This window comes from Candidatus Magnetominusculus xianensis, assembly GCA_001541255.1.
GTDB lineage: Bacteria > Nitrospirota > Thermodesulfovibrionia > Thermodesulfovibrionales > Magnetobacteriaceae > Magnetominusculus > Magnetominusculus xianensis.
This window is the reverse complement of record LNQR01000001.1, coordinates 23965-36799: the sequence shown is the minus strand read 5'-3', so window position 1 is coordinate 36799 and position 12835 is coordinate 23965. Positions and strand designations below refer to the sequence as shown.

The following is a 12835-nucleotide window of genomic DNA, read 5'->3' as shown; positions in this document are numbered from 1 at the left end:
GATGTCTGAACAGGCATGGTACGAACAATTCAGGACAATGTTTAAGGGTCTCAACCGGTGCGTATTTTTAAATTCTGCAGGGGTTGAGATGGTGTCAGACCCAGTCAGAGACGCCGTCACCGAATGGACTGAGCTTGGGCAGTGTGTAAGCTATGACTACAACACTATCCTCACCGAGGCAAAGAACAATGCCGCAGCCATAGTCTCCGGCTCACCTGAGCGGGTGTTTCTCTCAAGAAACACGACTCACGGCATTCAGACGTTTATCTTAGGCTACCCGTGGCAAAAAGGCGACGGCGTTGTGATAGCCGATAGTGAGTTTCCTGCAAACCGGCTGACGTGGCTGTCTCTGCAGAGGAAAAATGGTGTCGATGTAAAGATTGTGAAGTCATATAAATATAAAGTGTCACTTGATGATTATATAAAAATGTGTGATAAACACACGAAAGTCATCGCCATAAGCTGGGTTTCCTATCTGTCTGGTCAGAAGGCAGCTATCGCACAACTTGGTGAATTTTGCCGTGAAAACAATATGTACTTAGTGGTTGACGGGATTCAGGGGATTGGGGCTGCGGCAATGGACGCCGAAGCTATGAACATCGACTGGTTAAGCGCTGATGGGCATAAGTGGATGTGCGGCCCTGAGGGAGTTGGGCTTGTGTGGATGTCAGAGAGGGCGCTTCAGATAATCGAGCCAGCGTGTAAAGGCTGGTTTGGCGTAAAAAAACCTTTTGATTTCGAGGATTTTGACCAGGACTATGCGCCAAATGCTGACAAATATCTCGATGGAAGCCCGATGCTGCTTGGGATAATGGCCTTTAATGCCGCCCTTAAAATGCTCCTGAGCTTTGGGATGGATAGAATTGAAAGGCGGGTTATCGAGCTGTCATCATATGCGATACATGAGGTACACAGACGCGGCTGGGAACTCCTGACCCCATCCGACCCAAAGGCCAGGGCAGGGATTGTGACGTTTAAGCCGTCATCGGGTGACCCTGTGCTGATTATGAAAAACCTGCTGTCTAACAACATCATCTGTTCGCTGCGTGGCGGGCAGCAATACCTGAGAATCTCGGCACATGCCTTTAATAATCACGAAGATATTGACAGGACATTTTATATTATAGATAAAGCACAATAGGTGAAAGAAGTGCTACATGTGATTATAGGAGGGAGTAATGGCAAGAAGGACAGTTAACTACAAGGACACTTTACTTGAATCCTTAAATGATCCTGAAGAGGCAGTGGCGTATCTCAACGCCGCTCTATAGGAAAATTCTAAAGAAGCGTTTTTACTGGCCCTTCGCAATATCGCCGATGCCAGAGGATTCGTAAACGTGTCGAGAAAGGCACACCTAAGCAGGGAGAGCATGTACAGGATGCTCTCGGAAAGGGGAAATCCAAAACTTTCAAGCATCTCGTCGCTTCTTGACTGTATAGGTTTGAAATTTGCTGTTGAAGTTAAGAATCGATGAAAGAGGGGGAGTGTCATTGCAAATAAGAATCACATTGTGATATTATTTTTCGCGAGTGGATGGTCTGCTCTATGGTTGTTCACTTCTAAGGCAAAGGGACAGATGCAGAAGGCAATGCGCTTTCTCGAAAATGCCCGGTGACTATTTATGAATGCCGACACCATGCTCAATGCTGGCATTAACTATGGCAAACAGGATAGACTGCTTTAAATGCAGCCATTTTTTTGTCACATGGGACGGGCGTTTTCCCTATGGCTGCAGGTTTATGGGCTTTAAGAGTAAGGTAATGCCCTCACAGGAGGTCTTTAACGCATCGGGGAAATCTTGCCAGAGTTTTAAAGAAAAGTCAGGCGGCAAGGGTGGTTAATTCACATATGGCCGAATTTGCTGTTTCCAGTTTAAATATCCCTGATGTGTCAGATGTATGCCATCATACGTATACATCGGGATTAACCCCGATGTGCCGCTTTTTGTGAATGTCCCGTATATGTCCAGAAATTTTACTTTATCCTTTTTAGTATGTTTTTTGACCGATTGTTTTATCCTTTCATTCGCAGCAATTACAGTTGTATTAACGTATAAATTATATAAATCCCCACTAAAATTTACCGGTAATACGCTTATGACATAAATATCGGCATTGGGGAGCCTGTTTATCAGAACTTTTAATATTTTATTATAGGTCAGGGTTAAGTCGTCAACAGATTTTCCTCTTATAATGTCGTTTATGCCAACCATGATAAATATCTTTTTCGGGGCATCCTTAATTACAGCCCCAAGCCGGTTGTAAATATCCTGAGTTGTGTTGCCGCTGATACCCCGGTTTATTATGTTGTCACTGGGAAATAACTCGTTCCAATCGGCATAGGCCGTCAGACTGTCACCAAGAAAAACTATTTTCTCATTGGATGACCCCGATGCCACACCCATTATGATTATAATAAAAAACGCTATAACAGCCTGTTTAAACATAATCTTAACATTTAGCGATATGAAATCCGGCAATGGACTTTTGCATCTTGCCCGCATAGCGCTCCATTTCTGAGTATATGCAGCCGCAGTATTTTTGTCTGTAGAGGGATAGTTTTTTTGACATCGCAATGCCGTCATGCCAGCCCTTTCTGAAATCCTCTTCATAGAATTCGATTGAATACCTGTTGGCAAGTTCAGACGCTGTGTCAACAATGGTTTCATATTTCTGATAAATGCTGTAGAGTAGGGTGGTTGAAAATGCATCATAGCCCAGTTCTTTTGCCTTTTGAGCAGTTTGTGTAAGCCTCATCTTGTAGCAGGCAGCACACCTGTCTTTTCCTTTTAATCCAGCGATTTCGATAAAGTCAGCAAGTCCGTAATAATTGTCGTAGAGAATTTCAACTGGATTCTGAGAGACAAGCTGCTTTACGGCATCCAGGCGCAGGGCGTACTCAGTAAGTGGATGAATGTTAGGGTTATACCAGAAACCGGTTACGTCAATGCCCCTTTTTTTCAACACATCAAGCGGGAATACTGCACAGTTAGCGCAGCATATATGAAGCAGTGCTTTCACTTTAAAACAACCTCCGAGGGGCGGTCTTGCCCAGGTGTTCATAGGCAAACGGGGTTGCAAGCCTTCCCCGTGGGGTTCGCTCAAGCAGGCCCTCCTGAAGCAGATATGGTTCATATACGTCTTCTATCGTGTCCTTGTCCTCGCTCACTGAGGCTGATATCGTTTCTACCCCGACCGGGCCGCCGCTGAATTTTTCTATTATCGTAAGAAGAACCTTTCTGTCCATGTCGTCAAGTCCCAGCTTGTCGATATTTAATGATGAAAGGGCAACTTTGGCTATGTTCAGGTCTACGACGCCGTTGTTTTTTACCTGTGCAAAGTCACGGACGCGCTTTAGCAGCCTGTTTGCGATTCTTGGTGTACCGCGTGAACGTCTGGCAATCTCCAACGACGCCTCATCAGTAATCTCTATGTCAATAATCGATGCCGAACGGTTGATTATCACAACAAGGTCTTGATGACCGTAGTACTCAAGCCTGTTTATGACGCCAAATCTGTCCCTGAGAGGGGAGGTTAGGAGCCCCGTTCTTGTGGTTGCCCCGATTAGTGTAAACCTCGGCAGATTTAGTTTGAGCGTCCTTGCGCTTGGTCCCTGCCCAATAAGAATGTCTAGTTTAAAATCCTCCATGGCTGGGTACATTATCTCCTCAACAATCCGGGGCAGGCGATGTATCTCGTCAATGAAAAGAATATCATTGTCCGAGAGGTTTGTTAAAATGGCCGCAAGATCACCGGCACGCTCAAGCACCGGCCCGGAGGTTGTCTTTATATTTACCTTGAGTTCGTTGGCTATGATATTTGCAATTGTGGTCTTACCAAGCCCAGGAGGGCCGCAAAACAGGACATGATCAAGGGGTTCACCGCGTCGTCTTGCGGCCTCTATAAATATGCACAGGTTTTCCTTAATCCTCGTCTGCCCAATGAATTCCTGAAACGACCCCGGTCTGAGTGTGTAGTCACTCTGACCGTCTTCAGAGAGTGTTTGTGATTGAATTGTTCGTTCTTCTTTCATTGGATTACTGCTCGGTCTTGGACAAATATTTTAAGGATTCCTTTAAGAGTGACTCAATGTCACGAACACCTTTCTTGTTAAGCTGATCGAGGACATGAATGACATCTGTCCTCTTGTATCCAAGATTGAGCAGGGCAGACATGGCATCCTCGTAATCTGTGTTAGCAAACGTAGTGGTTGAAACAGGGAGTTTCTCTTTGAGTTCAAGGACGATGCGTGAGGCGGTTTTCTTGCCGATTCCAGGGATTGCCGTAAGCGTATCAATGTCATTGGAATTTACGGCAGAGGCGAATTTTTCAGCCGAAAGACCTGAGAGCGCTGCGAGGGCTATCTTTGGCCCAACACCGCTGACTGACAGAACCTTCATAAAGATAAATCTTTCCTCCTCTTTAAGAAAGCCGTAGAGCTGTAGTATATCCTCGCGCACATGTGTATAGATGTACAGAAACACACCCTGGCCCTCGGTGGGTAAGCTGGTAAGTACACTTATGGGTACATGTACTTCGTAACCAACACCGTTTACCTCAATCAAAACCATATCGGATTTCTTACGCGAAACCGTTCCTCTGAGTGATCCAATCATCGGAGTTCTATAATACAGCAATCTATAGATTAATTGCTATAACAGCGAATTAAAGTTTGACCGGCATTATGCCGATAGTATAATCAAGCAGCACTGGTAAAATCTTTAGAAACGTCGTATAACTTGTCGTATAACTTAAGGGATAAAACTATGATAGTAGAACAATCTAATATCAACATGTCATCTGCGTACAAACAGACACAGTCGTATGAAAAAACCGAGAACCTTTCCATTCGTGTTGGGACCGGCAGGAGGGCGCCGGTAACTGGAGCTGCATCTATCACCATACCCTCAAGGGATTCAGTTGCTATAAGTGAACAGGCAATGAATGCCCATAAATCTCAGTCCGAAGATTCCGATGACGAGGACATCTTATTAACGGGCGATATGAAGACACTGATTATTAAACTTATTTTAGAGAAATTAACCGGCAGGAAAATTGACATTAAATCGATTAAGGGTATTATAGACTCACAAAACATAAGTGTTGGGCAAAACGCTGCCCCGCCAGAACCATCTGTTGATGTCTCATACAGCTCAACTGAGACCTATGTCGAACAACAGAATTTGGCATATAGCGCCTCTGGTGTAATTAAAACAGCGGACGGCAAGGAAATAAAATTCTCCATGAATCTTTCATTAAGCAGTGAGTTCATTCAGCAAAATAACATAAACTTTCATGCAGATAACGGCGTTAAACAAGACCCGCTTGTTGTGAACTTTGCCGGTAATGCCGCGCAGCTCACAGGCCCAACCGTTGCCTTTGACCTAAACAGCGACGGTCAAAGCAAGCATATACGCTTCATCGGTTCCGGCAGCGGGTTTCTTGCCCTCGATACAAATGGCGACGGTGTAGTTAACAACGGCAGAGAACTCTTTGGCCCATCAACGGGGAACGGGTTTTCTGAACTGGCAGCGTTTGATTCAGACAACAGTGGCTGGATTGATGAAAATGACCCAGTTTATAATGCCCTAAGTGTGTGGACAAAGAACGCCAGTGCCGATGATAAACTCAGCTCACTGAAGGAATTAGACATCGGGGCAATTAACCTGGGAGTTCTCCCGACGAATTTCTCATACAAAGACGAGACTAATAAACTTCAGGGGCAGATCAGAAGCACAGGGGTGTTCTTAAAGGAAAGCGGCGCTGTCGGGTCGATACAACAGATTGACCTTATCACATGACACATAAATCTTGTCCCCGAAATGTGGGATTACTTGAGGAGCCCAAAAAGTCGAAACTAAGGTGGACCCCAATGTCAATACCATTGTTTAGTGGATTTAAGATATAGCCCTCTATGAGGGTTTTGTAACCATTCATTAAGCAGCCTTCATAATTGCTGTTGAGTTATACACCTCGGCAGGAGTTTTGCCGTCGAACGTAGCATGTGGGAGTTCGTTGTTATAATAATCAAAGTAGTGTTAAATAAGCGATATGTGATATACTTCCTGATATGAAGGATTTATGGCCAGAAAACCGGTACAGATACTATCGTAGACTTATGCAATTAGACACTATTGTATGACGCCGTAGGCGCGCACTGCGTTGGCTGTTTTTAAATATGAGGAGACTATGGCGGCTGCAGCTTCGTTGCCTTTGTCATTCCAGTGGCCGTCAAAGTGCCAATACCCCATATTAAAGTCATTCTTATAATTGTTGAGGTTGATAGTTTGAGCGGCGGCGGGAAGGCGTGACGACAGCCCCATCCCTAATGAGTGAACATTTCCAAGTTTTTTGCGAAAATCAATCAGAGGCAGCCAAAAATTATAGTACTCTTCGTCAATCAATGATGCCTCCGGGATAAGTACAAACGTAAGCCCGACATTTCTTCTGACGGCCTCATTCTGCAGCTCTATGAATAGTAACATGTAATTATCTACGGCCTCTGTAACGGCCTGTGTTGAAGACTGGTCAAAGCTGGCCGGTTTGTTGTAAACAAATTTTTCTATGGCTGGAAAAGATACATATGTCATGTCTGGCTCTTGCAGGAACTCAGTAAGGAATTTTTCATCTAAGAGGCTGAGTTTGCTGATAATTAATTCTGGATTGTCCTGTTTTGCAATGAGTTTTGCAACAGCGACAAGGCGCTGTTCTTTGGGCAGCGAATAGCACCTTACATATTTCCTGTAATCTTCTTTAGCGGCAAGTTTTGCCTTTATAGATGGAGGTGTGCCGCTTACCCTGTCCTGCCATAGTTGGCAGAAGGCGGCAAGCAGCTTTGGGAAGCTGCCCTCAAGCGGGAATGCTTTCCCATGTGATGCGCTGCTGTGGGCAGCAACGGCAAGATATATGAAATTGAGCTTATTAACCGGCAGCTTAAACGGCCTTAAGGCATTAATGAGGCTGCCTTTGTCTGTAAATAGTACGTTTGTGTTTTTCAGGCGAATCAACTCGCGTAACACACCCCTTTCTACTCTTGATGCCAGATATAATACCGCCTGGTCTGAGACATAAAATGGCTCGTGTTTGTACGGAGTGTATTTATAGTTAATATCAAGATCGTTTGCGAGACAGAGAAATATAACAATGTGAGCCGGGTTATAGTCAAACGCAAACTCGTAAAATCTGAAACGATAGTCCAGCGGGTCTGTATCGTCCTGTGAGATGTTTATTATCTCGATGTCCTTGTCTGCGGGTTTTAATTTTTCTTCGACAAGCCATGCGGCATTATTAGTGGAGCGCACCTGCAGGAATGAATCCCCGATAAAGACAATCTGCCGCTTACCAGCCTCAGCAGGCAGGCGTTCCTTGTCCGGCCAGCCGGTTGAATTAAACGATTCACGATGTACCGCCCCACGGAAACGCGTATCTTTTATGGTCAGACGCCGCCCAATGAGACGCTGAAGGGTTATCTGAGATTTGGAGTACACCTCCAGTGAATATTCAAACGGAGGAAGCGGCTCAAATGGAACTATGTACTCTGCAATGTATATGCACGAGGTATAAAACACTATTATGAATATAGAGTTTGCAACGATTTCATTTCTATGCTTTTTTGATGAAATGGCGAATATAACATAAGAAACCAGCAAACTTACACTAATCAGCAGCAATGCCCTGGCTGCTGTTAACCACTTAGACGAACCGCCGCTGAAGACTTTATCGTATATATGAAAAAAATACATCAGCGAAAAGGACAACAGGGCGGCAATAACGGCAGCATGTGGCAGCCAGAACAAGATTATTTGGGTAGAGTTAGTATTTGTTTTTTGTGGCAATTTGACCTTTCTTCCTGCCCTTGGTCAATAGAGCAAACACAGGCCAGCCAACCAATAATATGGCGCCTGCCGCCGCCGACAGTACCAGTGAGGCCAGCGTGTATAAGCTGTTTCTAAGCATCAGACCTATGATTTTTAATCTGGACAGGGGTTTAAGCTCAAGCGGCAGATTGCACATAAAACGCGACCTGGCCTTAATTGTCAGCGTGAACAGGAATACGTTTAAAAACCCTGAGCCGCTTACGTTTCCAACCGGTACTACTATTGCGTCGAAGCCCATGTCATTCAGTGATTTAACTCTGCGGAAAAAACCGTAGTTTTCTATGTATGGATAGACAATGACAGTATCAGTGTAGTCAGCCGCCTGAAGCGCGCCGTGCCGATGAGTAAGAAGGGCGGTCTTTGCGCCCGGGAATTCTGTCCTGAGCTTAGAAAACACCTTGTCAAGGTGCTGGAGATTTGTACACCTGATGACGAGGATGTTTTTCATCATCTGTACATCGTAAAAGGGGTCTTATAGTGCATTCTGAACCTCTTTGCAATTTGAATTGGGGAGCGTGTAATTTTACCAGCGTTAATGACCGCGTCAAAAAGTGCCCTGATATATATTAAAGTGCGCTGCTCGAAGGAATAATAAAACACATAATAGAGCATCAACAACGTAGCCTTCCACATCAACACGCCCGGGTAATTTTTCCATATCACCCAGAATATATTTCTGGTATAGTAAAACGGCCCGCGCGTTGATGTCCTGTTGATTTGGGAACTCTTATGGAAACAGACGATGTCAGGGAAACTCTCGATTCTGAAGCCCGCGTTCCAGACGCGAAGGGCCATGTCGGTCTCGTTAAAATACAGGAAGAATTCCTCTGGATAGCCGCCTGCCTTTTTAAGTACCTCTCGGCGGACACCGGCACCCGCCCCGTGAAATGACATTATGTAGTCGTCGCTGAAGGCTGGCTCCTGTTCGTTTGAGTCTGTTACGTCAGGTGAATCCTTAAATGTCGAATAGTCTTTTACGGTAAAAGAGATTATGCCAATGGCGGGATAGCGGTTAAATTTATCTATCATTCTTTCAAGTGCGTTATGGGCTGGGAAAGAATCATCGTCAAGAATCAGAATATATTCCCCTCGTGCTGCCTCAAACCCCATGTTATACGCCTTTACGCCTAAGTTTTTCTCCATCTGAATGAGCCGCAGATTTGACAGCCCTAAGCCGCCAATCATCTCATCTGTGCCATCGGCAGAGGCATTGTCAACGACGATTATCTCTATATTTTTATAATTCTGCTGGCAGAGCATTTGAAGTGTTTCACGCAGGTCATCCCTCCGGTTATAGGAAACTATTACGGCGCTGACAAGGGGTGTATTGCTCTCAGACAAGATTTTGCCTCCTTAGCTCATCAATAAACCCAGCTTTAGCGGCAGGGTAGGCCAGCTTAAGTTTCCACGCCTCAGCCGCTGCTATGGTGTTTCCATAGCCGTCAATATAGGTGACTGTGTCATCAACAGCATCTGCGTCTAAAATCACATGACCTACGCTGACCGGGCTTGCGTTATTCATTGTTAGTACGGCAGGTGAGTCCAATATAAGTTCAGGGGCATTATTTTTAAAATCGGCCCTGCTGCCGATGTCTTTGAGTCCGTCAATGACCGCACGGTAGATTATCTCCTTAGTATTCGTTTTATTAAACGCAGTACAAGTATATATGGCCGTAAAGCAGTCATCAAGCAAGGCTTCGATTGTTGCGGTAGTCCCGTATTTCCTGAAGAACCTCACCCTGTTTCTCCAAAAATAGTATGTAGTGAGGAGATTTTTTTTACTTGATATACTCATCGCGTGTGAGACTTTGGATTTGGCCGCTGCAAAGATTTTATATCCATTTAATTTCATTCTCCAAGCCCAGTCCATATCGTCCCAGTAGAGGAAATAACTTTCGTCGAGAAGTCCGGTTTTTTTGACGGCCCCTGTTCGCACGATAAGCGAACACGCCGGTACGTAGTCAACCTCTATGTCATCGTTCAACTCGCCGTGAGCCGTTTCTGAATAGTTTTTTCTATTTGGTCTGATAAACGCAGCCTGCCAGTCAAGCCATGCACCGAACTCCTGAACAGTGCCGGGCGTGCCGTCCATATAGTAGAGTTTGGAACCGGCAATAGCGGCCTCCGGGTGTTTAATCATAAAGTCAACGAGGGTTTCAATGGCGTCAGATTCGGCCCTTGTGTCGTTGTCAAGGAGATGCAGAAATTCATAGTCTGAGTGCATGGCGGCAGTAATCCCCGTATTAAAGCCGCCGGAGCCGCCCATGTTCGTTTCATTTTCGATAAGTTTAACCGTACTACCGTATGTGTCTTTGACCGCCCCTGCAGAGCCGTCATCAGAGGCATTATCCACGACATAGACGTCGATTGCCCGGTATGTCTGGTTTAATACCGAATCAATGCACTGTAACAGGTAGTCCTTCTTGTTCCAGTTGCAAATTATGACGGCAGTCTGTGGTTTCATAGTCGGCAGTGTTTAGAGAAATTCTAACACAGTATATGTAGATTATGCAAAGCATTTTGGACAGTATTGCCGATGATCAAATTTTCACAGCAGGAGAGGTTTACTTTATACGAACTTAATGCGGCTTGCGGCAAATAGCACCATTTTCAGGAGCATCCAGCCGTGGCGCCAGCGTTGGATGTTTGTGGTGCCGTATGTGCGCTGTCTGTATCTGATGGGCATTTCGACGATTTTCAGGTTTAATTTGGCTGCGCCGAAAAGCATGTCAAAGTCGCCAAAGGGGTCAAAGTCGCCGAAGTACGGCCTGTTTAAGGCGATTTTTTCGTAATCTTTTTTTCGAATAACCTTAGTGCCGCAGAGGGTATCTTTTATCGGCTGCCCTAAGAGCCACGAAAAGGCAAGGCTGAAAAACTTATTCCCGATTTGATTAAAAAAGCGCATTGCGTTGTCCTCCATTGAGTAAACAAGCCGGACGCCGTTTATGAACTCACCCTTGCCTGTGTAGATGGCATGGTAAAATCTGGGCAGGTCTTCGGGGGCTACTGTCATATCGGCATCGAGAATCATCAGGACATCCCCTGCTGCCCGCTCAAAACCGAGGCGCACGGCGTCGCCCTTGCCCTTGCCGCTCTGCCGGTAGACGCTTGCATTTACGTCAGGGTGTTTTAAAATTTCATCTGTGATAACCTCGTATGTGTTGTCAGTGGAGTGGCCTTCTACGAAGATTAACTCTGTAGATTTTCCCATCTGGGGCGTCCTCTCGAAAATAGACGCAATATTCCCGGCCTCATTCCGGGCCGGGACTACTACTGATACAACTGGCTGAACATCGATTTTCTCCGGCATAGGGCGGCAGACAATAAAATTCGACAGCGCAAACTCACTAATGGGCCACGTCTTGACAAGACCGCGATTTAAGAGACTGCTTATGAGCAGCCCTGGCATTGGCCACAGTATCTCGCGTCTGCGTGCGATGAGCTCGAAGTCCTGCAGGTAGAGCATATTTGAAATATCCTCCACCGTGAGCCAGTTTTGCTCTATGCGCGGATGAGTCAATCCCAGAGCAGAGGCCAACTTCAGGGGCATCTCCCAAAGGCGGCTGTATACATTAATCATTATCCTTGTGTGCGGCGCGGTAAGCCTTGATATTTGATTAAACACTGCCTCTACGTCCCACAAGTCATGAAGCAGGTCTGAGAGGATAACTACATCGAATTTCTCTTCTATATTGAGAAAATGTGCGTCGCTGCATATGAAGTTAATGTGGGGATACGAGGCACGGGCGCGCTTTACCATCTCCTCTGAGAAATCTACGCCAACTCCATAGGATGGCTTCAGTGCCGAGAGCAGCTCCCCTTGTGCCGAGCCGAGTTCGATGACCCTAAGCCCCTCACCAACTAACTGCCTGTAAATCTCTATGACCCTGCGGCGATAGTACCTGCCAAGTCCTGGAGTGCTGTCAGCACGGCGGGCCAGCGCGTCATAGTATTTGATGCGACTATGTGTATAAGTATTAAATATGTTCGGGTTCACTGGCAGCAGCCATTTCCCCTCTTAATAGGATTGACTCTATTGGAAGGCCGCCTTCTTCGTCGGGATGGCATTTAAAATATATTTCTCTAAGTAAATCAATTAATTCCTGCGCGATTTCTTCTGGTGGGCTGCCTGAGAGCGCAGTTTCGGCTAAACGTTTCGCTTCAATAAAATCATCACAATCAAAGGCAAGAGTTGCTGCACTGCGATATAAGACAGACCTCGTTGGCTCAACCGCAGATTCTTTATATGATTCCGCCGCCTCTCGCTCTAACTCAAACGCAAGCAAAAACAACTCCTTCGCTCTCTCAGGGTTTCCTTTGAGCTTAAAGTAAAAGGCCTCCTCTGCGTAATCCATAGCCTTTCTATGCGTTGTCATCACTTCGTTCATAGTTTCTTTATATTTGACTTTGGCTTACTGAACTCTACAATTATTATAAAAGTTGGAATTGATTCTATCTGTTTTATTAAACGTATTATTTTAATCCTTGATCTGTTTATTATATCGCTGTCGTCACCTTTACGTATTCCCGACACTTCCAGACGTGCCCGATTATTGAAAAGATAATTATCACCCTTCTTTCCTAACCAATAGTCAAAGGCAGTGCCCTTTCTCGATCTTTCAATAATCGTATATTCAGTCAGAGAAAGAATCAGCATAATTGCCACCCCATATGCACCATGCTCAGTTGCCACCTCCCTATCATTATAACAATTTCTCATCTGCTGTGTAACCTCCGGCAGCGTGAGTTTAAATAATTCCTCGTAATCGCCCTCGACTTTTAATCCAACACCAGTGTAATTCCCCTGCTCTTCAAGGCACACCGCCGCACATTCGGCCAATATTGAACCAAAATGCCTTGTCAAAGCAGGGATTTCTCCCTTTCCCAAATCCGATAGGTCTAAATTTTTCATTCACAAACAAGCCGCTGCCTGAGTCTTTGAGCGCAACCGCCGCCAC

The 12835-nt window shown here is 45.4% G+C and carries 14 protein-coding genes and 1 pseudogene; 4 read left to right on the top strand and 11 right to left on the bottom strand.

Going from position 1 to position 12835, the window contains the following annotated elements; genetic code table 11:
* Position 1: 1 nt before the first annotated feature.
* The 3 genes and pseudogenes from ASN18_RS00165 (at position 2) to ASN18_RS00155 (ending at position 1842) form a co-directional block, all read left to right on the top strand.
* Positions 2-1141 carry an aminotransferase class V-fold PLP-dependent enzyme gene (locus tag ASN18_RS00165; RefSeq protein WP_085050573.1) on the top strand — a complete coding sequence of 380 codons (1140 nt, stop codon included), beginning with the start codon at positions 2-4 and terminating at the stop codon, positions 1139-1141.
* Between the two features lie 145 nt (positions 1142-1286).
* Positions 1287-1475: pseudogene (locus tag ASN18_RS17865) on the top strand (helix-turn-helix domain-containing transcriptional regulator); the annotation flags it as partial.
* Between the two features lie 184 nt (positions 1476-1659).
* Entirely contained in the window at positions 1660-1842 is a 183-nt protein-coding gene (locus ASN18_RS00155) for a uracil-DNA glycosylase (protein ID WP_085050629.1), read from the top strand.
* Here ASN18_RS00155 and ASN18_RS00150 read toward each other — a convergent pair.
* Genes ASN18_RS00150 through ruvA form a run of 4 tightly spaced genes read right to left on the bottom strand, consistent with a single transcriptional unit; the run spans position 1839 to position 4616 of the window.
* A complete protein-coding gene (locus ASN18_RS00150; protein ID WP_236861392.1) occupies positions 1839-2447 on the bottom strand; it encodes a GDSL-type esterase/lipase family protein in 609 nt (202 codons plus the stop codon). The genes ASN18_RS00155 and ASN18_RS00150 overlap by 4 nt on opposite strands.
* A 4-nt stretch (positions 2448-2451) precedes the next feature.
* The gene (locus ASN18_RS00145) at positions 2452-3021 is read right to left on the bottom strand and encodes an epoxyqueuosine reductase QueH (protein WP_085050571.1); all 570 of its coding nucleotides are present in this window, start codon (positions 3019-3021) and stop codon (positions 2452-2454) included.
* Between the two features lies 1 nt (position 3022).
* Positions 3023-4033: a Holliday junction branch migration DNA helicase RuvB gene (gene ruvB / locus ASN18_RS00140; RefSeq protein WP_085050570.1), complete on the bottom strand. Its 1011-nt coding sequence runs from the start codon at positions 4031-4033 to the stop codon at positions 3023-3025.
* Between the two features lie 4 nt (positions 4034-4037).
* Positions 4038-4616 carry a Holliday junction branch migration protein RuvA gene (gene ruvA, locus ASN18_RS00135; RefSeq protein WP_085050569.1) on the bottom strand — a complete coding sequence of 193 codons (579 nt, stop codon included), beginning with the start codon at positions 4614-4616 and terminating at the stop codon, positions 4038-4040.
* 150 nt (positions 4617-4766) lie between these two features.
* Between ruvA and ASN18_RS00130 the strand changes: the two genes are divergently transcribed.
* Positions 4767-5801, top strand: coding sequence for an SPM autocatalytic domain-containing protein (locus tag ASN18_RS00130; protein WP_085050568.1), 1035 nt, complete (start codon positions 4767-4769; stop codon positions 5799-5801).
* Between the two features lie 330 nt (positions 5802-6131).
* On the opposite strand, the gene ASN18_RS00125 is transcribed toward ASN18_RS00130, so the two are convergent.
* From ASN18_RS00125 to ASN18_RS00095, 7 genes are all read right to left on the bottom strand, one after another.
* Positions 6132-7835 (bottom strand): SGNH/GDSL hydrolase family protein, encoded by a 1704-nt coding sequence (locus tag ASN18_RS00125; protein ID WP_085050567.1) that lies wholly within the window; start codon positions 7833-7835, stop codon positions 6132-6134.
* On the bottom strand, positions 7813-8328 hold the full coding sequence (locus tag ASN18_RS00120; protein WP_085050566.1) for a glycosyltransferase family 9 protein: 516 nt from the start codon (positions 8326-8328) through the stop codon (positions 7813-7815). Before ASN18_RS00120 ends, ASN18_RS00125 begins: the two co-directional genes overlap by 23 nt.
* The gene (locus tag ASN18_RS00115) at positions 8325-9218 is read right to left on the bottom strand and encodes a glycosyltransferase family 2 protein (protein ID WP_236861390.1); all 894 of its coding nucleotides are present in this window, start codon (positions 9216-9218) and stop codon (positions 8325-8327) included. Before ASN18_RS00115 ends, ASN18_RS00120 begins: the two co-directional genes overlap by 4 nt.
* Positions 9211-10341: a glycosyltransferase family 2 protein gene (locus tag ASN18_RS00110; protein ID WP_085050564.1), complete on the bottom strand. Its 1131-nt coding sequence runs from the start codon at positions 10339-10341 to the stop codon at positions 9211-9213. The genes ASN18_RS00115 and ASN18_RS00110 overlap by 8 nt, the downstream gene beginning before the upstream one ends.
* A gap of 105 nt (positions 10342-10446) precedes the next feature.
* A complete protein-coding gene (locus ASN18_RS00105) occupies positions 10447-11874 on the bottom strand; it encodes a glycosyltransferase (protein WP_236861389.1) in 1428 nt (475 codons plus the stop codon).
* A complete protein-coding gene (locus ASN18_RS00100; protein WP_236861388.1) occupies positions 11855-12265 on the bottom strand; it encodes a hypothetical protein in 411 nt (136 codons plus the stop codon). The genes ASN18_RS00105 and ASN18_RS00100 overlap by 20 nt, the downstream gene beginning before the upstream one ends.
* Positions 12262-12789 (bottom strand): hypothetical protein, encoded by a 528-nt coding sequence (locus ASN18_RS00095; protein WP_085050562.1) that lies wholly within the window; start codon positions 12787-12789, stop codon positions 12262-12264. Before ASN18_RS00095 ends, ASN18_RS00100 begins: the two co-directional genes overlap by 4 nt.
* Positions 12790-12835: the final 46 nt, after the last annotated feature.